The sequence below is a fragment of the Solimonas fluminis genome (assembly GCF_002930645.1).
Taxonomy (GTDB): domain Bacteria; phylum Pseudomonadota; class Gammaproteobacteria; order Nevskiales; family Nevskiaceae; genus Solimonas_A; species Solimonas_A fluminis.
Map to the genome: position 1 here is coordinate 191,421 of NZ_PSNW01000004.1, position 19,413 is coordinate 210,833.

Genomic DNA, 19,413 nt, shown 5'->3' on the forward strand with positions numbered 1-19,413 from the left:
ATGGCGACGGTGGATGCCGGAAACCTGCCGCTGCAGCGCATCTGGCACTGGGAGCGCGCCCGTGCCAACCATCGCTTCCTGGTCCAGCCGATGGGCGGCGGACAGCTGCGCGAATACAGCTGGTGGCAGGCGGTGGACGAAGCGCGGCGCGTCGCCGCCTGGCTGCAGGCGCAGGGGCATGAACCCGGATCGCGGATCGCCATCATGTCCAAGAACTGCGCCCACTGGATCATGGCGGACTTCGCGATCTGGATGGCGGGCTACGTCTCGGTGCCGCTGTATCCGACGCTGACGGCGCAATCCGTGCGGCAGGTGCTGGAACATAGCGGCGCCTGCGCCGTCTTCGCCGGCAAGCTCGATGCCTGGGACCAGATGCTGCGGGGCGTGCCGGACGGCGTGCAGCGCATCAGCTTTCCCTATTCGCCGCCCAACGATTTCCCGGCCTGGGACGACATCGTTGCCCGCACGGCGCCGCTGGAAGGCCGCCCGGTGCGCGCAGCCGATGACCTGGCCACCATCATGTACACCTCCGGCACCACCGGCAGCCCCAAGGGCGTAATGCACAGCTTCGCCACGCTGGGCTGGATGGGCGAGATGGCCGCGCGCAGCAACGGCATCACGGCGGACGACCGCATGCTGTCCTACCTGCCGCTGTCCCACGCGGCGGAACGGTCGGCCGTGCAGATGCCGGCCATACAGACCGGCATGCCGCTGTATTTCGGCGAATCGCTGGACACCTTCCTGGCAGACCTGCGGCGGGCACGCCCGACGGTGTTCATCTCGGTACCGCGGCTCTGGGTGAAATTCCAGCAGGGAGTCTCGGCGCGCCTGCCCGAGAAGCGCCTGCGCCGGCTGCTCCGGCTGCCGCTGCTGGCCCGCGCAGTCCGCCGCAAGGTGCTGGCCCAGCTCGGACTGGATTCCGTGCGCATGGCCGGCAGCGGCGCGGCACCGCTGCCCGAGGGCAGCATGAACTGGTACCGGGCCCTGGGGCTGGAACTGCTGGAGGGCTACGGCATGACCGAGTTCTTCGGCCTCACCCACATGTGCCGGCCGGGACAGGTGCGTGTCGGCTATGTCGGCCAGGTGATGGAGGGCGTCGAGTGCCGGCTGTCGCGCGAGGGCGAGGTGCTGGTGCGCAGCCCGGGCAATACGCTGGGCTACTACCGTGACGAGGAAAGGACCCGGGAGCTGTTCACCGACGACGGCTACATCCGCACCGGCGACAAGGGCGTCATCGACGAACAGGGCCGCCTGCGCATCACCGGCCGCGTGAAGGAACTGTTCAAGACCGCCAAGGGGAAGTTCGTGGCGCCGGCGCCGATCGAGAACCGCCTGACCGAGTTCGCCGACGTGGAGGCCTGCTGCGTGACCGGCGGCGCCTACCAGGGACAGCCCTGCGCGCTGCTGATGCTCTCTCCGGAGGCACGCCGCCGCAGTGCCGATGCACAGGTCCGCGCGCAGATGACGCGCGCGCTGTCGGCTCACCTGGAGCAGGTCAACGCCGGCCTGGATGACCACGAGCAGCTCGATTTCGTGACCGTGGTCTCCGAGGAGTGGAACATCGGCAATGGATTCCTCACCCCGACCCTGAAGATCAAGCGCAACGTCATCGAAGAAGTCTATGGCCCCCGACTGGACGGCTGGTACGCCAGGCGTCAACCGGTGGTCTGGCAGTAATCCGGAGCACTCCCATGAGCATCGACCTCCCCCTGTCGCTCGTCCGCGAGCAGATTCCCACCCTGGTGACCTCCTTCGGCGTCGCCCTGCGCTCGATGAGCCCGCTGACGCGGCCCAGGCGCCTGCCGGAAACCCCGCGCACGCTGACCGAACGCGTCGCCGCCCCTTCGCAGCGCCTGGTGGACCACTACGCCGCCTGGTCGGGTGCGCCGCCGGCGCGCTACCGCGACACCCTGCCGCCGCATTTCTGCAGCCACTGGGCCTTCGGCATGCTGGCGCGCGTCGGTGGCCAGGCCCCCTACAACGTCACCGAAATCCTCAACCAGGGCCTGCGCCTGCAACTCAGGGCACCGCTGCCGCGCGGCGAGGACCTGCTGCTGCGCGGCCACCTGGAGGAGGTCTCGGAAGACGAGCAGCGCGTGCGCATCCACACGCGCATCGTCGCCGGCTGGTCGCAGCAGCACGACGCGGTGATCGTGGACAGCTACGCCAGCATCCCCAAGCGCGGCGCCGCGAAAGCCAAACCGGCGGCACGGGTGGAGCCGGAGTACCGGACCGTCGGCGAATGGTCGGTGGACGCCGACGACGGCCTCCGGTTCGGCCTGCTCACCGGCGACTTCAACCCCATCCACACCTTCTGGCCCCTGGCGCGGCGCTCCAAGTTCCGCGGCTGCATCCTCCACGGCTTCGGCATGGTGGCCCGCAGCTGGGAGGTGCTGGCCGACGCGGAGCAGGAGATCTCCGACATCGACCTGCGCTTCATCCGTCCCCTGCCCCTGCCCAGCGCCGGCCTGCAGGTACAGCTCGCGGCCCCGGACGCCCAGGGCCGCCGCGCCTTCCGCCTGCGCAATCGCGACGGCGGGCTCCACCTTGCCGGCAGCTTTACCGGCTAAAGTCCATCCCCTCCAACCCCGGCCACTGCCCATGAATGCTCCTGCTGAAACCCACGACCGCCTGCCCGTCATCCTGCGCGGTGCCCGCACTCCCTTCATGGAAACCGCCGGGGCCTACGCGCAGCTGATGAGCCATGAACTCGGCGCACGCGCCATCGCCGGCCTCGTGGAGAAGACCGGCATCGACGCCGCACGCGTGGACGTGGTGGCCATGGGTACCGTGGTGCACGAGGTGGAGACCACCAACGTCGCGCGCGAATGCATGCTCGGTGCCGGCCTGCCGAGCACCATCCCGGCCTTCACGCTGTCGATGGCCGGCCTGTCGCCGAACATCGCCGTCGGCACGGTCTGCGACATGATCTCGCTGGGCCGCGCGGAACTGGCCATTGCCGGCGGCACCGAGACCTTCTCCGATCCTCCGGTGCGGGTGCGCCAGCGCCTGCGCCGCGGCCTGATGCAGCTGAACCAGGACCCCTCCGCGAAGAATGCGCTGCGCGTGCTGGCTGGACTGCGCCCGGCCGACCTGCTGCCGGAAATGCCCTCGACCTCCGACTTCACCACCAAGATGACGATGGGCGCCTGCACCGAGGCCATGGTGAAGAAATTCGGCGTGGCACGGCAGGAGAGCGACCGCTACGCCGCGCGCAGCCATGCCCTGGCCCTGCGGGCCTGGGAGCAAGGCCGCTATGCCGAGGACATCGTGCCCGTGCAGCTGCCGGGCCGCGGCGAGGCGGTCACGCGCGACGACTCGATCCGCGACGATGCCGGCCCCGAGAAGCTGGCGCGCCTCAAGCCGGTGTTCGACCGGGAGCATGGCATCGTCACCGCCGGCAACGCCTCGAGACTGACCGACGGCGCCGGCGCCCTGCTGCTGTCCAGCCTGGGCGCGGCACGGCGGCTGAAGCTGGAGCCGCAGGCCGTGGTGCGCGACTACGTGCTGGCCGGCGTGGACGATCTGTTCAGCGAGATGCTGCTGGGCCCGGCCATGGCCATCCCCAAGCTGCTGCAGCGCAACGGCCTGGACATGGACGACATCGCCGTCTGGGAACTGCACGAAGCCTTCGCCGCGCAGATCCTTGCCAACCAGGCCTGCCTGGGCTCCGCCGAATTCGCCCGCGAGCATCATGGCCTGCCGCAGGCTATCGGCATGATCCCGGAAGACCGGCTCAACACCTGGGGCGGATCGCTGGCCCTGGGCAATCCATTCGCCGCCACCGGCGTGCGCCTGCTGACCACCGCCGCGCGCCGCCTGCAGCAGGAACGCAAGCGCTACGCCGTGGTGTCGAGCTGCGCCGGCGGCGGGCTGGGGGCCGCGATCTTGCTGGAGAACGCCGACCGGCTTTGACCGGGCGGCGAAGCAGCAACGGCGCTCAGGCGCGCAGCCGGTCGCCGTAGTTCACCAGCAGGATGCCCGCCAGCACCAGCAGCATGCCCAGCACGCGCGGTGTCGTCAGCGCGCGCTCCGCCAGGCCCAGGAAGCCGTAGCGGTCGAACAGCAGGGAGGCACAAAGCTGGCCGCCGACGACCAGCGCCGTCATGCCGGCCAGGCCGATGCGCGGCGCCAGCAGGATGCTGCCGGCCACGATCGCCGCGCCCAGCAGGCCGCCGCTGAACTGCCACCACTGCAGCTGCGACAGCGCCTGCAGGCCGGGACGCTCCCCGCTGCACAGGGCCAGCAGCGCCATGGTCAGCGCGCCGACGCCGAAGGAAACCATGGTCGCCAGCAGCACGCTGTCGCCGAGCTGCGCGCGCAGGTTGCTGTTGATGGCGGTCTGCAGCGGCAGCAGCACGCCGATGGCGAATGCGAGGACGTAGTAAAGCGGCATGCCAATCTCCCACCCGCCATGGCCCGGATCGCGTTGCCGTTCCCCTGGGCCTGTCAAAGGGCGCGGCAACCTGTTGGCCTCGCTTGGAATACGTTCATGCCTCGACGGGCTCAGCACGAACGGATCGAAAATCGCGCTACAGCCGCAGTTCCCCGCTGCTGATGCGCTGGAACAGTTCCGGCGTCAGCGGCTCGTAGCCGCGGCTGCGGTCGCAGAGCACGTAGATCGGCTCGCCGGAAGCCGCGGGATCGAAGCCCTGCTTCTTCAGGTCCACCTTGCGGTACTTGAAGGTGCCGGTGATCTCCTGCTCCTCGCGCAGGCGCAGGAACAGCGGCACCGCATAGGCCGGCAGGATGCCGCCGAGATGCCGGGCTAGGTCCCGTCCGTCCAGCGCCCCGCCCTTCCAGCTCAGCGCCGCCATGCCGGCACGGCCGTCGCAGCCGGCCAGCTGCACGCCGTAGACCACGGCCTGCTCCACCGCCGGATGGCGGTTGAGCGCACCCTCCACCTCGGTGGTGGCGACGTTCTCGCCCTTCCAGCGGAAGGTGTCGCCCACGCGGTCGACGAAGGCGATGTGCTTGTAGCCCTGGTCGCGCACCAGGTCGCCGGTGTTGAACCAGCAATCGCCCTTCTTGAAGACGTTGCGGAACAGCTTGGCCTCGCTGGCCTTGGGGTCGGTATAGCCCTCGAAGGGACGCCGCTCGGTGACCTCGCTGATCAGCAGGCCGATGCCGCCGGAAGCCACCTTCTTCATGTAGCCCCTGGCATCGCGCAGCGGCTGCTCGGTGTCGGCGTCGAACTCCACGATGGCGAAGGTCATCGGGCAGAAGCCGGCGGTCTTGGTCAGGCCGAAGCCGTTGATGAAGGCCAGGTTGCCCTCGCTGGCGCCGTAGAACTCGCAGATGCGCTCGATGCCGAAGCGGTTCTGGAACTCGTCCCAGATCTCCGGGCGCAGGCCGTTGCCGATGGCCACGCGCACGCGGTGGTTGCGGTCGTTGCTGCTGGCCGGCCGGTTCAGCAGGTAGCGGCACAGCTCGCCGATGTAGCAGAACGCGGTGGCGTTGTAGTCGCGGATCTCGTCCCAGAAGCGCGAGGCGCTGAACTTGCGGCTCAATGCCAGCGTGGCGCCGCTGCCCAGTGCCGCGCCCCAGCTCACGGTGAGCGCATTGTTGTGGTACAGCGGCAGGCAGCAGTAGAAGATGTCTTCCGGCTTCAGGCGCAGCGAGCCCTGGCCGACGCCGGCCATGCCGCTGAGCCAGCGGTAGTGCGACATCACCGAGGCCTTGGGCAGGCCGGTGGTGCCGGAGGTGAATATATAGAAGGCCGGCTGCTTCTGGATGATCTGCGCCGTCTCCGGCGGGTTGCCGTCCGGCATGTCGCGCACCAGGGGGCGCATCGAGGTATAGCCGCGCGGCGCCTTGCCCTCGCCCTCCCAGAGGTACAGGCGCTCGCCGTCGCGGCCGGGCTCGCAGGTGGTGCTCTCCAGCGCGGCGACGCATTCCTCGCCGACGATGATGACCTTGGCCTTGGCCAGCCGGATGCTGTGCTCCAGCACCTCGCCGCGCTGCTGGTGGTTGAGCATGCCGGCGATGGCGCCGAGCTTGACGATGCCGGCGACGCAGGCCAGCACCTCGGCACGGTTCTCCATCAGTACGGCCACGGCATCACCGGGCTTCACGCCCTTCTCGCGCAGCAGGGCCGCCACCTGGTTGGCCCAGGCGTTGAACTGCGCGTAGGTCCAGCGGCGGCCCTCGAAGGCCAGCGCCACGCGCTCGCCGTTGTTGCGGGCATGCTTCTCGATGACGGAGCCGATCGATCCGCGCCAGCCGGGACGCAGCGAAACCAGCTGCAGCAGGCCCTTGTTGACCGTCATGAAGTCCGGCAGCGTGCTCACGACACCCTTGGCGATGTCGCGCAGTCGCACGCGGTTGTCCTGGTCGCTCATTGTTCCTCCTCGTCTCTCTAGTCGTTCTAATGACAGCGTTGAGTCCTACTTCTTCTTCGGCGTCCAGGCCCAGACCATCTCGCACTCGATCGGCTGCTCGCCGCTTTCGTCGGTGACCGTCACCGGCACCAGCAGGTCGCCCTTGGGCTCGCTGAGGATGCGCAGGCGCTGCTCGGCACCCAGCGTGGCCACCGCGCGCAGGTCGCCCTGGGCTCGCCGAACATAGCGGATGTTCATGCTCTTGATCACCAGGAGATGGCTGGCCGGCACGTTCATGCCGAATACCGCGCCGGTCGCCGTCTCCGCCAGCAGGGCCATGGCCGCGGCATGCACGCCGCCGATATGGTTCTGCACCTTCCTGCGGTTCTCCAGTACCAGGACCGAGCGCGCTTCCGAGAGTTCCTCGAAGCGTATGCCGGCGGTGCCGGCAAAGCGTACCTGGAAGTTGAACATGCGCGTCACCGCGCGGCTGAACAGGGGCTTGGGCAGCCGCCGGACGCGGTCGACGGCGGTACGGAGCAGGCTGGGCTTGGACATGGCGGGCAGGCTCGGATCGGGGCTTTGCTTGGGTATCTCCCGAGCCTAGCACGCGCTCCCCGGCGCGCCCTTGCCCGCTCGCCCAGGGGGCAGCGGCGCGGCGGCGAATGCGCCGCCCGGCCCGGGCGGTTAGCGCTATGCTGGCCGCACAACGACAAGACGAGGAGCCCGCTTTGGCCGCGCCCCAGACCTTCTATGCCGATAGCGGCGGCAACGACATCGCCTGGCAGACCCTGGGCGAGGGCGAACTCGACCTGGTTCACCTGGGGGGCATCACCACCCAGGTGGATCTGCTGTGGGACCTGCCCGAGGTGGAACGCTTCTGGCGCCAGATCACCCACTTCGCGCGCCTGATCCTGTTCGACCGCCGCGGCATGGGTGCCTCCGGCCCCATCTCGCCGCAGGCCCTGCCCAGCGCCGACGACTGGGCCGCGGACCTGCTCGCGGTGCTGGACGCCGCCGGCTCGGAGAAGGCGGCCATCTTCGCCGAGCGCGAGGCCGGCGCCATCGCCATCGCCTTTGCCGCACGCTATCCCAAGCGGGTGTCCGCGCTGATCCTGGGCAACGCCACGGCGCGCTACCTGCGTGCGCCCGACCACCCGGTGGGCGAGCCGCCGGAACGCGCCGAGCAGCACTGCGCGATGCTGCGCAAGCACTGGGCCACGGAAGGCCTGGCCGCGACGCTGGTCCCGGCCCGCGCCGGCGACAGCCACTTCCTGGCCGGCGTGGCGCGCCTGCAGCGCGCCGCCGCGACGCCGCGGGTGGTGGAGGCGCACACCCGCCATTTCCTCAACATGGACCTGCGCGACCGCCTGCCGTCGATCCGCTGCCCGACGCTGCTGCTGCACCGGCGCGAGTATCCGTACATGGACGCCACCGCGCATGCCCAGTATCTCGAGGAACGCATCGCCGGCAGCCGCCGCGTCGGTATCGACGGCAGCGAATCCTTCTTCGCCATCGACCGCGGCGACGAGGTGCTGGGCATCGTCGAGGAATTCCTCACCGGCGGCCGCTCCAAGGTCTACGCCGACCGCGTGCTGGTGACGGTGCTGTTCCTGGACCTGGTCGGCTCCACCGTGCTGGCCACCGAACGCGGCGATGCCGCCTGGCACGACCTGCTGAGCCGCTTCCACCGCATGGTGCGCAAGCAGCTGCACCGTTTCCGCGGCCACGAGGTGGACAACGCCGGCGACGGCTTCTTCGCCACCTTCGACAGCCCCGGCCGCAGCCTGCTCTGCGCCCGAGCGATCCGCGAGGAAGCGCGCACGCTGGACCTGGAGATCCGCGTCGGCGTGCACGCCGGCGAATGCGAGGTGGTGGGTCCCAGCGTGCGCGGCCTGACCGTGCACATCGGCGCCCGCGTGATGGGCGAGGCCTCGCCCGGCGACATCATGGTGTCCAGCACCCTGCGCGCGCTGCTGGCGGGCTCGGACTTCGGCTTCCGCCGCCGCGGGGAATACCGGCTGAAGGGCGTGGAGGGGCGCTGGCGGCTGTATGCGCTGGATGATTCGGCGTCGGACGAATAGCCTGCCTCTCCACCGTTCGCCCTGAGCCTGTCGAAGGGTGAGGCGGAACAAGCGGAGGTCCAGCGGACATCCGCCCGCCGAACGCCCGGCCACGGATGGCCGGGCAGGGGCTCAATAGGCGAACCGCAGTCCCGCCGTGGATGGCCACCTACCCTTGAATCCGCTCGTACTTCGACAGGCTCAGTACGAACGGGCTTCGACCTGCGGCTCTCCCCAGCGGGTCATTTGCAGAACTTCCGCGCGTTCCTGAACATCTGCAGCCAGGGCGTGTGGCCCTCGAAGCGCTGCGGCCAGTAGGAACCGGCGGTGCCGGCCACGCTGCGCTCCGGGTGCGGCATCAGGATCGTCACGCGACCGTCGGCGTTGCAGACCGAGGCGATGCCGGCCGGCGAGCCGTTGGGGTTCTGCGGGTAGCGCGTGGCGACGCGGCCGTGGTTGTCGATGTAGCGCATCGGGTTCTGCCCCGCGCCCTGCAGCGCCGCGAGATGGCCCTCGGCGGAGAACTCCGCGCGGCCCTCGCCGTGCGCCACCGCGATGGGCAGGCGCGAGCCCGCCATGCCGGCGAAGAACAGCGACTTCGACTCCAGGATCTCCACCTGCGTCCAGCGCGCCTCGAACTGCTCGCTGCGGTTGCGGCGGAAGGCCGGCCAGGCTTCCGCGCCCGGCACGATGTCCTTGAGCGCGGCGAACATCTGGCAGCCGTTGCAGACGCCCAGCGCGAAGCGCTCCGGGTTCGCCAGGAAGGACTGGAACTCGGCGCGGGCGCGCTCGTTGAACAGGATGGTGCGCGCCCAGCCCAGGCCGGCGCCCAGCACGTCGCCATAGGAAAAGCCGCCGCAGGCGACCAGGCCGGCGAAGTCCGCCAGCCTGGTGCGGCCCTCGAGGATGTCGCTCATGTGCACGTCCACCGAATCGAATCCGGCGGTATGGAAGGCCCAGGCCATTTCGGCGTGGCCGTTGACGCCCTGCTCGCGCAGGATCGCCACGCGCGGGCGGCGGCCCAGCTGGATGCCCGGCGTGGCCGGCTTGAAGCTCAGCTTCATGCCCAGGCCCGGGTCGTCCTTGGCGCCGACGTTGTCGAACTCCTCGCGGGCGCAGTCCGGGTTGTCGCGCAGCGCCGCCATGCGGTAGCTGGTTTCCGCCCAGACCTTGTGCAGGCGCTCGCGCGACTCGGCCAGCAGCAGCTTGCCATCGAAGCGGATGCGCAGCATGTCGTCGGCGATCGGCGCGCCCAGTTCGTGCACCGGCAGGCCGGCGGCCTTGGCGCGCACCGCGACGTCGATGGCGTCGGCCGCGGACACCTGCAGCACCATGCCCAGCTCCTCGCTGAACAGTGCCGCCACCGGGTCGTCGCCGACGCCGTCCAGCGATACGTCGAGGCCGCAGTGGCCGGCAAAGGCCATCTCGGCCAGCGTGGCGAACAGCCCGCCGTCGGAGCGGTCATGGTAGGCCAGCAGGCGGCCCTCGCCGTTGAGCGTCTGCACCAGCTCGAAAGCGGTCTTGAGCAGCTGCGGATCGTCCAGGTCCGGCGACTGGTCGCCGATCTGGCCGTAGACCTGGGCCAGCGCCGAACCGCCCAGGCGGTTGCGGCCCTCGCCGAGGTCGATCAGCAGCAGGCGGGTATTGGTGTCGGCCTTGAGCTGCGGCGTCAGCGAGCGGCGCACATCGGCCACCGGCGCGAAGGCCGAGACGATCAGCGACAGCGGCGCGGTCTGCGTACGGGTCTGGCCGTCCTGCTGCCAGACGCTCTTCATGGAAAGCGAGTCCTTGCCCACCGGGATCGCCAGGCCCAGTTCCGGGCACAGCTCGGCGCCGACGGCGCGCACGGTGTCGTAGAGGCGCGCGTCCTCGTCGCCCTGGCCGCAGGCGGCCATCCAGTTGGCGGACAGGCGCACGTCGCGCAGCCGGGCAATGCGCGCGGCGGCGATGTTGGTGATGGCCTCGCCCACGGCCATGCGGCCGGAGGCCGGCGCGTCGAGCAGCGCCAGCACCGGGCGCTCGCCCATGCTCATGGCCTCGCCGGTGGTCGCCTCGAAGCCGCTGGCGGTGACGGCGCAGTCGGCCACCGGCACCTGCCAGGGGCCGACCATCTGGTCGCGCACGGTCAGGCCGCCGACGGTGCGGTCGCCGATGGTGATGAGGAAGTTCTTGTTGGCCACGGCCGGCAGGCGCAGCACGCGCTCGGCGGCCTCCGTCCAGTTGAGGCCCTTGATCTTCAGCGGCTCCAGTTCCGGCGCCTGGCGCTCGCTGCTGCGCTTCATGCGCGGCGGCTTGCCCAGCAGCACCGGCATCGGCATGTCCACCGGACGGTTGCCGTCGAGCCCGTCCTCCACCACCAGCTGCTGCTCGGCGGTGGCGGTGCCGACCACGGCGAAGGGGCAGCGCTCGCGCTTGCAGAGCTGCTCGAACAGCGCCACCGATTGCGGCGCAATGGCGAGCACGTAGCGTTCCTGCGACTCGTTGCACCAGATTTCCATCGGCGACAGCGCCGGGTCGGCCGAGAGCACGTCGCGCAGGCGGAACAGGCCGCCGCGGCCGTCGGCATGCACCAGTTCCGGCAGGGCGTTGGAGATGCCGCCGGCGCCGACGTCATGGATCGACAGGATGGGATTGGCCGCGCCCATGGCCCAGCAGGCGTCCACCACTTCCTGGCAGCGGCGCTCGAGCTCGGGATTGGCGCGCTGCACGGAGGCGAAGTCCAGCTCGGCGCTGGAGGCGCCGGTGGCCATCGACGAGGCGGCGCCGCCTCCCAGGCCGATCAGCATCGCCGGGCCGCCGAGCACGACCAGCTTCGCGCCCTCGACCACGGTGCGCTTCTCGACATGGCCTTCGCGGATGTTGCCGTAGCCGCCGGCGATCATGATCGGCTTGTGGTAGCCGCGGTTGCGGCGATCCGGCGTGCGCATCTCGAAGGTGCGGAAGTAGCCGGCGAGGTTCGGGCGGCCGAACTCGTTGTTGTAGGCGGCGGCGCCGATGGGGCCGTCGAGCATGATCTGCAGCGCGCTGGCCATGCGCGGCGGACGGCCGAGGTCGGCCTCCCAGGGCTGCTCGAATCCGGGGATCTTCAGGTTGGCCACGGTGAAGCCGCAGAGGCCCGCCTTGGGCTTGCCGCCGAGGCCGGTGGCCGCCTCGTCGCGGATCTCGCCGCCGGCGCCGGTGGCGGCCCCCGGGTGCGGGGAGATGCCGGTGGGGTGGTTGTGCGTCTCCACCTTCATCAGGATGTGCACCGGCTCCTCGTGCTCGCGCCAGACGCGGTCGCCTTCCGGGAAGAAGCGCATCGCGGTCGGCCCCTGTACCACCGCGGCATTGTCCTTGTAGGCGGACAGCACGCCTTCCGGCGCGGCGGCATGGGTCAGCCGGATCATCTGGAAGGGCGACAGCTCCTGCGTCTGGCCATCCAGCGTGAATTCCGCATTGAAGATCTTGTGGCGGCAGTGCTCGCTGTTGACCTGCGCGAACATCATCAGTTCGGCGTCGGTCGGATTCTTGCCGGCCTGCTGGTAGTGGGCTGCGAGGTAGTCGATCTCCTGCTCGGACAAGGCCAGGCCCCAGTCGGCATTGGCCTGGACCAGCACCGGCTTGCCGCCGCCGAGCACGTCCACCGTGCGCAGGCTGCGGCGCGCCTGGCCGTCGAACACGTGCTGCAGGGCCGTCTCGTCCAGCAGCACGGATTCCATCATCGGGTCATGCAGGGCCGCGTAGGCCTCGTCCGGCAAGCTGGCGGCGCCCTCCAGCAGGTAGGCCCGGCCCAGTTCCACGCGGCGCACGCCGGCCAGGCCGCAGACCCTGGCGATGTCCGTGGCCTTGCTGGACCAGGGCGAGGTAGTGCCGACACGAGGCACCACGTAGATCCGGCCATCGGCCGCCGGCAGGCTGTCCGGACCGTCGCCCAGCAGTCGGCGCAGGTCCGCCCGGGCGACCGTGTCGTCGGCATCGACCAGGTAGAGGTCGATGACGCGCAGGCCGCTGAGGCCGGGGGCATGGGGACGCAGGGTAGCCAGCAGGCGTTCCAGGCGGAATGCCGACAGGGAGGCGGCACCGGGGAGGACAGTCAGGGACATAGGGGCTCGGCAGGACCGCCAGTCAGGGCGGGAGGGTACGGGCGACCGCCATTTTCGCATTTTTGGCCCCCCATTTCCTGACTTTCCGAACCGGAACTCCGGCCGGCGGGCCCCAGTCACAAACCTGCGCGATGGAACGCGCCGCCCCGCCTCCTGCGGGGCCTCATCGACATGGAGACCATCATGGCCCGCAGCAAAACCCGCCCGGGGCCGGGCAAGCCCGACCGTCCCGACGCCCTCGCCTTCCTGCAGGACAGCCACCGCCGCCTGCGCGGGCTGCTCGGCCGCCACGCCGAGGCGGGCGACGAGGAACGGCGCCGGCAACTGCTGGAAGAGGCTTGCCTGGCACTGAAGATCCACAGCCAGCTCGAGCAGGAACTGCTCTACCCCGCCCTGCGCGCCGCCAGCCCCGGCGGGCAGGCCCTGGACGAGGCCGAAGCCCGCCATGGGCGCCTGCAGGAGGAAGTGGACCGGCTGGAAACCGGCGACCTGGACCCTGGCGAGCGCCGGGCGGCCGAGGAGGAATTGGCCGGAGAAGCGCTGGAGCACCTGGACCTGGAAGAGGAGGCGCTCTGGCCGCTGCTGGAAGCCGCGGACCTGGACCTGCGGGAACTCGGCGGGGACCTGCGCGAACTGCAGGACCAGTTGCAGGAGGACCTGAGCCCCCTGTTGCCGCCCGGCGACGGGATCGGCAGCGCCGAACCGCGCTTCGCTCCCTGAGCACGTCGAGACGGGCTAGACAGGATTCCGGCTTCGCCTTCTTCGCCGCAGCAGTGCCAGCAGCGCCGCCTCGCCCACCGGCCGGCGGCCCGGCGGCGGCGACGGCAGACCGCCTTCGAGGTAGCTGCTGATCACCGCCGGGTGGACATAGCACTTGCGGCAGACCGCCGGCGTGTTGCCCAGGCGCTTCGCCACCTGCCGGAACATGTCCGCCAGCCGCGCCCGGGTCGGCGGGCCGGCTTCCGCCCGCAGGGTTTCCAGCGCCAGCACGCTGCCGGCCCAGGTCCGGTAGTCCTTGGCGGTGAACTCGCTGCCCGCGATCTGGCGCAGGTAGCTGTTGACGTCCGCCGAGCCCACCGGCCGGCGCTCGCCGGCTTCGTCGACGTACTGGAACAGTTCCTGTCCGGGCAGTTCCATGCAGCGGCGCAGGAGGCGGGCCAGGCGCGGGTCCTCGATGGAGCTGGCATGGCGCACGCCGCTCTTGCCGCGGAACTCGAAGCGGATGCGCGGCCCGCTGACCTCCACGTGCCGGTTGCGCAGCGTGGTCAGGCCGTAGGAACCGTTGCTGCGGGCGTACTCGACGTTGCCGACGCGGATCAGCGTCTTCTCCATCAACCGCAGCACCGCCGCCAGCACCTTCTCCCGCGGCAGCCCGGGCCGCCTCAGGTCGGCGGCGATGCGCCGGCGCAGGCGCGGAAGTCCTTGGCCGAACTGCAGCAGCCGCCCGTACTTGTCGGCGTCGCGCACCGCGCGCCAGTCCGGATGGTAGCGATACTGCTTGCGCCCGCGCGCATCGCGCCCGCTGGCCTGCAGATGGCCGGCGGCATCGGCGCAGATCCAGACATCGGTGTAGGCCGGCGGCACGGCGAGGCGGCGGATGCGCTCCAGCGTGGCCGCGTCGCGGACGCGGCGGCCGTCGGGTCCGTCATAGGCGAAACCGCCGCGCAGCCGGCGGCGGCGGATACCCGGCCCGGCGTCATCGACGTAGCGCAAGCCCGCGGCGCGGGCAGCGAGCTGCTCCGGCGTGAGCGGCGTGCGCGGCATCGGCGGTCCTCCTTGACCTGGGTGCCTGCGGGGTAGACCGGAACGGGGCCGGCCGGGTTCACGAATCCCGTCGGCCGCCCGGGCCGGGCCTGCCGCGGCCTGGACGGTCCGCGCGCCGAACCGTTCATTGCCGTGCCCGCCGGAAGGCCCTGGGACAGCCTCGAGGCGAACGGTTCCTGGAAGCTTGTCCGCTATGCCAGCTCGCGCCAGTCCAGCCCCTGGTCCTGGCCCGCGCAGACGATCCACTCCTCGTCGCGCTCCAGCGCCGCCACCACCGCGCCGCGGGCCAGGTCCGGGCTGTTGTTGACCTCGGAGAGGTGCGTCAGCACCAGGTGCTGCAGGCGTCCGGCGCCGAGCGTGGCCAGCAGCGCGGCGCTCTGCAGGTTGGACAGGTGGCCCAGGCCGCCGCCGACGCGACGCTTCAGGGCTTCGGGATAGGGTCCGCGGGCGAGCATCTGCGGATCGTGGTTGCACTCCAGCATCAGCGCATCGCAGTCCGACAGCATGGCGCGCATGTAGGGCGTGACGTGCCCGGCGTCCGACAGGATGCCCAGGCGCTGCCCGCCGGCGGCGAAGACGTACTGGCAGGGTTCGCGGGCGTCGTGCGGCACCGGGTAGGGATGCACTTCGATCCCGCCGATACGGAAGCTGTCATGCGGGCTGAAGCGCTGCAGCGCCGGCACGTTGGGATCGTTCCAGGCGTTGAACGTGCCATGGGTGATCCAGACCGGCGTGCCATGGCGGCGGGCATAGCGCGCCACGCCGCCCAGGTGGTCGCCATGCTCATGCGTGACCAGGATCGCATCCAGGGAGTCCGGCGCGATGCCGAGCCGCTGCAGGCGCGCCTCCGCTTCCTTCACCGCGAAGCCGCAGTCCACCAGCAGCCGCGTGCCGTGGTATTCGATGAGCGTGGCGTTGCCTTTGGAGCCTGACCCTAAACTGGCAAAACGGATCATGGCCTGGCGCCATCCATGGCGGAACCGGGTGTCCCGAATGCGCCCCGGCGTAGCCATCCATGGCCACCCACCCGCCGGGAAGGATGTCCACCGGACATTCTTCTTTTTCCTGCGAGCCCTCGGGAAGCGAAGCGGATCATCGTGCCATTGTCCGGTCTGGCCGCCGCATCCCGCAACCGGACAGATCCTATTCCGCCGGCGGTTCCCGCAGGCGCCGCAGCAGCGACAGCGCCATCGCCAGCAGTAGCAGCGCGCCGATGCCCAGCGTCGCCCACAGCAGCACCAGGCGCAGCGGCGTCGGCTTCGGCGCCGGCGTCAGCATCTCCGGCCCGCCGAGCGGGATCGCCGGCGGCAGGGCCACCGCGCTGCCGCTGAGGCGGCGGCGCTCGGTCTCGTCCTGGTCGGACAGCAATGATCCGCAGGACGGCATCACCGGCTCGACGCGGGCGCTGCCGAAGGCCAGCGTGAACGGTCCTTCGCCCTGCGCCAGGAAGCGCAGCCGCGCCGGCACATAGCCCAGCTGCAGCTGCGGCTGCGCGGCGCCCAGGGTCTCGCTGCCGCCGGTGACCGTCAGGCGCCAGTAGCGGTCGGTGGTCGGCGGAAAGCGCAGCGCGGCCGCGGCGGCTCCGGCACGCGTCACCGAGTTGACCTCGCCGCTCCAGCGCGGCTGCCATCGAGTGTCCTGTCCGCCGGGCGCCGCGGCACGGCTCTCCAGGCGCACCTGCAGCGACATGTTGGCCGCGGGCAACGGCACCCAGGCATGGTCCACCGGCGCGCGGCGGCGCGCGTCGAAGCGCAGCACGCCAGGTTTTTCCGCGGGCTGCGCCAGGGCGTCGAAACGCAGCAAGCCCTGCACCGCGGCGGCGGCCTCGGTCTCCACCCAGGCCCCCAGGATCCGCAGCGGCGCACCGCTGCCGGCGCGCTCCAGGCGCAGATACGCGTGGCGTCCGGCCGGCAGGGGTACGCGGCCGCGCTCCATGCCGCCATCGCGGCTGCGCAGCAGGGTGCTGCGCGCCACCAGCGTCTCCCAGCGATCCAGATCCTCGCTGGCGAGGATGCGCAGCGGCAGCTCGGAGCTGCCGTCGTCGCTGCGCCAGTCCAGCCGCAGCGCCTGCGCGGGATGGCGCAGCTGGCGCAGGTCGAGGACATAGGCCTGGCTGCGCGCACCCGGGGCGGCGGGCGCGCCGCTCCACTGCACGCCGGCGCCGTCGGCCGTGCGCACGTCGATGCGCAGGCCACCCTCGCCGGTCACAGCCGCGCCCTGCAGCGTGAACAGCGGCAACGGCAACAGCTCGCGCTGCGGCTCACCGGGCTCGGCGGCGCACAGCGCATGCGGCACGGCCACGCCCGCGGAATTGAAGACGCGCAGGTCGCCAAGGTCGCCGCGCAGTACGCCGGCATAGGCCTCGTCCGGCACCGCCAGCTCCTGCAGCGGCTGGCCGTCGGCCTGCAGCGTCAGGCCGCGGGCGTAGTCGGCGGGCTGCACGGCCAGCGCCGCCAGCGGGCACAGCAACAGGGCACAGAACGACCGCTTCATCATGCGGAAGGCTCCGGTTCGGTCCTGGTTTCGGCCGCGGCCGGGGGCAGCGGCGAGAGATAGCCGGTCAGCAGCAGCAGCAAGCCCACGCAGAGGAAGGACGCAATGCGCGCCAGCGTGCCGCTGCCGGACAGGTCCAGCAGGAACAATTTGGCGACGACCACGCCCATCAGCGCGGCGCCGATCATCCACAGCGCGCGCCAGCCGCGTCGCGTGGCCAGCAGCATGGCGCCGACGCCGAGCAGGCTCCAGAACACCGACAGCGAGGCTTGCACCAGGGTCGAGCGGATGATGCCGCCGGCGTCCAGCGGCGTGCCGTAGCCATGATGCAGGGCGCGCAGCAGCGCCGCGCTGAGCGTCAGGAAGGCCAGCGCGCCGATCATGCCCCAGGGCAGCCAGCGCTCGCTCCAGCCCAGGCTCGCCCGCTGCGCCGCATCCAGCGACAGCAGCCAGGCCGCCAGCGACAGCAGGCCCAGCCCCAGCGCGAGATCCAGCGGGTTGAGCACGGGGACGTAGGGCAGCCATCCCGGATCGCCGTCGCTGCCGAGGTTGAGCGCCACGGTCCATACCGCCAAGGCGGTGGCCAGCGGCAGCGCGACGACCACGCGGTAGATGCCCGCATGCCGCGCCAGCGGCCATTGCGGGCGCAGTTGCCGCGCGCCGCAGAGCCACAACAGCAGCAATGGCAGCAGTCCCCAGGGCAGGTCGCGCCAGACGCCGGGCACCCCGCGCAGCTGCCAGTGCAGCTCCCAGGCGCCCGCCACGGCCAGCGCCCAGGCCGGCGCGGCATGCAGGCCCGCGCGCGCCAGGGCCAGCCCCGCGTCGTCCTGGCGGTCCAGCTGCCAGAGCAGGCGCCAGCCCGCTGCGAGCAGCAGCGGCCAGCCCAGCGCGCCGCCGGCCGCCAGCGGGTGCGCATCGTCCGCCATCACCAGGGACAGCAGCAGTGCCGCGGGCATCGCCAGCAGCGCGATGCGCCGCGCCTGTGGCCAGTCGCCCTGGCGGCCCAGCGCTTCCAGCCACAGCAGGCTCAGGGCCAGGAAGGCCAGCGCCATGCCGATACCCCAGGCCGGCGGCGCGTGGCGGTCCAGTTCCACCAGTCCGCCGACGAACCACCAGGCGCAGCCCCAGAGCGACATCAGCAGCGGCAGCGCCGCCTCGTGGCGCGTCAGCGACTCCCGGTGGCGCTGCAGCCACCAGGCGCTGAGCAGGCCGGCCACGGCCAGCGCCGTGCTGGCCATCCACGCGCCATTGAGGAACAGCAGCTCGCCGCGCAGATCGCCGGCATGCGCCAGGAAACGCAGGCCGGCGGCGAGCTGCAGCAGCAGCGAGAACAGCCGCGCCAGCGGCCGCTGCTGCCGCAAGCCCAGCCACATCAGCCCCGCGCCCTCCACCGCCCACATCAGCGCCGTGGCGCGCTCGTCGAAGGCCAGCGGCACGGCGAGGCTGGCGAAGATCACGCCGATGGCGGCGAAGGCCTCCGCCAGCAGGCGCAGCGCCGCGCCGCCACGGCGCAGCAACGCCCCCGCCAGCGCGATGTAGACCAGGCCGAAGCCCAGGGCGCTCCAGGCCATGGCGTAGTCGATCTCACGCACCAGCGAGGCGTGCAGGCCCGAGGCGACCACCGGCAGGCCGAACACCAGCGTGCCCGAGACATAGCCCTTGAGCCTGGGCGGCTGGCGCAGCGCGAACAGCACCGACATCGCCAGGTACAGCGCCCAGAACAGCAGCAGGAAGAAATCCGCGCTGAGGCGATCCTCCGGACCGTAGCCGCTGGCGCGCCACAGCGCGGTGATGCCGAAGGTGAAGACGAAACCCACCAGGTTCAGCTCGCGCCAGGCCCGGAACCAGGCCACCGTGAACACGCCGAGATTGAGCACGGTGTAATAGCTGAACAGCGCCACGTGATTGCCCGAGCCGGTCGACAGCAGCACCGGCGCCAGGAAGCCGCCGCTGAACCCGATCACCGCCAGCGGCAAGGCGTTCTGGGCCACCGCCAGCACCGCGCCGGCCAGCGCCACCACCACCATCAGGCCCAGCGCCGCCCCGGTGGGCAGCAGGTGGTAGAGGCGCGCGGCGGCGAAGAGGGTCAGGTACAGCCCGGCGACGCCGCCGCCCTGCAGGATCTGCGCGTACATCGCGCGGCGCTCGCGCAGCCGCCAGCCGGTGACCAGCAGCGCCAGCGCGCCGGCGGCGATGGCGGCCAGGCGCAGTTCCAGCGGGAACAGGCTGTTCTCGGCGGCATAGCGCGCCAGGAAGGCGCCGCCGAGGAACAGGATGACGATGCCCAGGCGCGCCAGCGGGTTGCCGCCGCGCAGCCACTCCAGGCCCCGGCCGATCAGCGTGGGGCCGGCCGGCACCGGGGGAAGCGCAGAGCGCGGCGGCAAGGGCGGCGTTTCGTCGAAGTCCAGTTCCGGTGGCGCGGGCGGAGCGCCCGGGCCGGCCTCGGTTGCCGCGGGCGGCGGCGCGGCGGCGGCCATGTCCGCCGGCATCACCGGCTCCGGGATCGCCGCGGGCGGCGCCGGCCTCGCCTCGTCGAGCCGCTTCTGCAGCGCCTCGATGCGCTGGCCCTGCACGCGCAGCCGCGCCAGCAGGTAGCCGAACAGCGCGCCGATCAGGATACCGGCATCGAAGTGCAGCAGAGCCGCGCCCAGCAGGGCGCCGGCGATGATGAAACCCAGGGTCAGCATCGGC

Annotated in this window: 13 protein-coding genes; 5 read left to right on the top strand and 8 right to left on the bottom strand. The window is 71.2% G+C overall.

Annotated elements, in window-relative coordinates:
• The 3 genes from C3942_RS09365 to C3942_RS09375 are packed head-to-tail and all read left to right on the top strand — an operon-like array spanning position 1 to position 3,915.
• A complete protein-coding gene (locus C3942_RS09365) occupies positions 1-1,677 on the top strand; it encodes an AMP-binding protein (RefSeq protein WP_104230116.1) in 1,677 nt (558 codons plus the stop codon).
• Positions 1,678-1,691: 14 nt separating this feature from the next.
• The gene (locus C3942_RS09370; protein WP_104230117.1) at positions 1,692-2,570 is read left to right on the top strand and encodes a MaoC/PaaZ C-terminal domain-containing protein; all 879 of its coding nucleotides are present in this window, start codon (positions 1,692-1,694) and stop codon (positions 2,568-2,570) included.
• A 31-nt stretch (positions 2,571-2,601) separates the two neighbouring features.
• The gene (locus C3942_RS09375; RefSeq protein WP_104230118.1) at positions 2,602-3,915 is read left to right on the top strand and encodes a thiolase family protein; all 1,314 of its coding nucleotides are present in this window, start codon (positions 2,602-2,604) and stop codon (positions 3,913-3,915) included.
• Between the two features lie 25 nt (positions 3,916-3,940).
• On the opposite strand, the gene C3942_RS09380 is transcribed toward C3942_RS09375, so the two are convergent.
• The 3 genes from C3942_RS09380 to C3942_RS09390 form a co-directional block, all read right to left on the bottom strand.
• On the bottom strand, positions 3,941-4,396 hold the full coding sequence (locus C3942_RS09380) for a DMT family transporter (protein ID WP_104230119.1): 456 nt from the start codon (positions 4,394-4,396) through the stop codon (positions 3,941-3,943).
• 136 nt (positions 4,397-4,532) lie between these two features.
• Entirely contained in the window at positions 4,533-6,341 is a 1,809-nt protein-coding gene (locus tag C3942_RS09385; RefSeq protein ID WP_104230120.1) for a long-chain-acyl-CoA synthetase, read from the bottom strand.
• Between the two features lie 45 nt (positions 6,342-6,386).
• Positions 6,387-6,878: a DUF4442 domain-containing protein gene (locus C3942_RS09390; protein WP_104230121.1), complete on the bottom strand. Its 492-nt coding sequence runs from the start codon at positions 6,876-6,878 to the stop codon at positions 6,387-6,389.
• A 173-nt stretch (positions 6,879-7,051) separates the two neighbouring features.
• Here C3942_RS09390 and C3942_RS09395 point away from each other — a divergent pair, with 173 nt between their 5' ends.
• Positions 7,052-8,404 (top strand): adenylate/guanylate cyclase domain-containing protein, encoded by a 1,353-nt coding sequence (locus C3942_RS09395; protein WP_165797393.1) that lies wholly within the window; start codon positions 7,052-7,054, stop codon positions 8,402-8,404.
• Between the two features lie 221 nt (positions 8,405-8,625).
• Here C3942_RS09395 and purL read toward each other — a convergent pair whose 3' ends face one another.
• The gene (purL, locus tag C3942_RS09400) at positions 8,626-12,465 is read right to left on the bottom strand and encodes a phosphoribosylformylglycinamidine synthase (RefSeq protein WP_104230123.1); all 3,840 of its coding nucleotides are present in this window, start codon (positions 12,463-12,465) and stop codon (positions 8,626-8,628) included.
• A 183-nt stretch (positions 12,466-12,648) separates the two neighbouring features.
• On the opposite strand from purL, the gene C3942_RS09405 reads away from it, so the two are divergent.
• Positions 12,649-13,185, top strand: coding sequence for a hemerythrin domain-containing protein (locus C3942_RS09405; protein WP_165797394.1), 537 nt, complete (start codon positions 12,649-12,651; stop codon positions 13,183-13,185).
• Between the two features lie 15 nt (positions 13,186-13,200).
• Here C3942_RS09405 and C3942_RS09410 read toward each other — a convergent pair whose 3' ends face one another.
• From C3942_RS09410 to C3942_RS09425, 4 genes are all read right to left on the bottom strand, one after another.
• Positions 13,201-14,229: a DNA topoisomerase IB gene (locus tag C3942_RS09410; RefSeq protein ID WP_104230125.1), complete on the bottom strand. Its 1,029-nt coding sequence runs from the start codon at positions 14,227-14,229 to the stop codon at positions 13,201-13,203.
• A 191-nt stretch (positions 14,230-14,420) separates the two neighbouring features.
• The gene (locus tag C3942_RS09415; protein WP_243393563.1) at positions 14,421-15,185 is read right to left on the bottom strand and encodes an MBL fold metallo-hydrolase; all 765 of its coding nucleotides are present in this window, start codon (positions 15,183-15,185) and stop codon (positions 14,421-14,423) included.
• 187 nt (positions 15,186-15,372) lie between these two features.
• Positions 15,373-16,725 (bottom strand): DUF3999 family protein, encoded by a 1,353-nt coding sequence (locus C3942_RS09420; RefSeq protein ID WP_104230127.1) that lies wholly within the window; start codon positions 16,723-16,725, stop codon positions 15,373-15,375.
• The gene (locus tag C3942_RS09425) at positions 16,722-19,409 is read right to left on the bottom strand and encodes a DUF2339 domain-containing protein (protein WP_104230128.1); all 2,688 of its coding nucleotides are present in this window, start codon (positions 19,407-19,409) and stop codon (positions 16,722-16,724) included. Before C3942_RS09425 ends, C3942_RS09420 begins: the two co-directional genes overlap by 4 nt.
• Between the last annotated feature and the right edge of the window lie 4 nt (positions 19,410-19,413).

Bases quoted from the DNA above. Each gene is read 5' to 3' on its own strand.
- C3942_RS09365 (WP_104230116.1), top strand. From the start codon at position 1: ATGGCGACGGTGGATGCCGGAAACCTGCCGCTGCAGCGCATCTGGCAC.
- C3942_RS09370 (WP_104230117.1), top strand. From the start codon at position 1,692: ATGAGCATCGACCTCCCCCTGTCGCTCGTCCGCGAGCAGATTCCCACC.
- C3942_RS09375 (WP_104230118.1), top strand. From the start codon at position 2,602: ATGAATGCTCCTGCTGAAACCCACGACCGCCTGCCCGTCATCCTGCGC.
- C3942_RS09380 (WP_104230119.1), bottom strand. From the start codon at position 4,396: ATGCCGCTTTACTACGTCCTCGCATTCGCCATCGGCGTGCTGCTGCCG.
- C3942_RS09385 (WP_104230120.1), bottom strand. From the start codon at position 6,341: ATGAGCGACCAGGACAACCGCGTGCGACTGCGCGACATCGCCAAGGGT.
- C3942_RS09390 (WP_104230121.1), bottom strand. From the start codon at position 6,878: ATGTCCAAGCCCAGCCTGCTCCGTACCGCCGTCGACCGCGTCCGGCGG.
- purL (WP_104230123.1), bottom strand. From the start codon at position 12,465: ATGTCCCTGACTGTCCTCCCCGGTGCCGCCTCCCTGTCGGCATTCCGC.
- C3942_RS09405 (WP_165797394.1), top strand. From the start codon at position 12,649: ATGGCCCGCAGCAAAACCCGCCCGGGGCCGGGCAAGCCCGACCGTCCC.
- C3942_RS09410 (WP_104230125.1), bottom strand. From the start codon at position 14,229: ATGCCGCGCACGCCGCTCACGCCGGAGCAGCTCGCTGCCCGCGCCGCG.
- C3942_RS09415 (WP_243393563.1), bottom strand. From the start codon at position 15,185: ATGATCCGTTTTGCCAGTTTAGGGTCAGGCTCCAAAGGCAACGCCACG.
- C3942_RS09420 (WP_104230127.1), bottom strand. From the start codon at position 16,725: ATGATGAAGCGGTCGTTCTGTGCCCTGTTGCTGTGCCCGCTGGCGGCG.
- C3942_RS09425 (WP_104230128.1), bottom strand. From the start codon at position 19,409: ATGCTGACCCTGGGTTTCATCATCGCCGGCGCCCTGCTGGGCGCGGCT.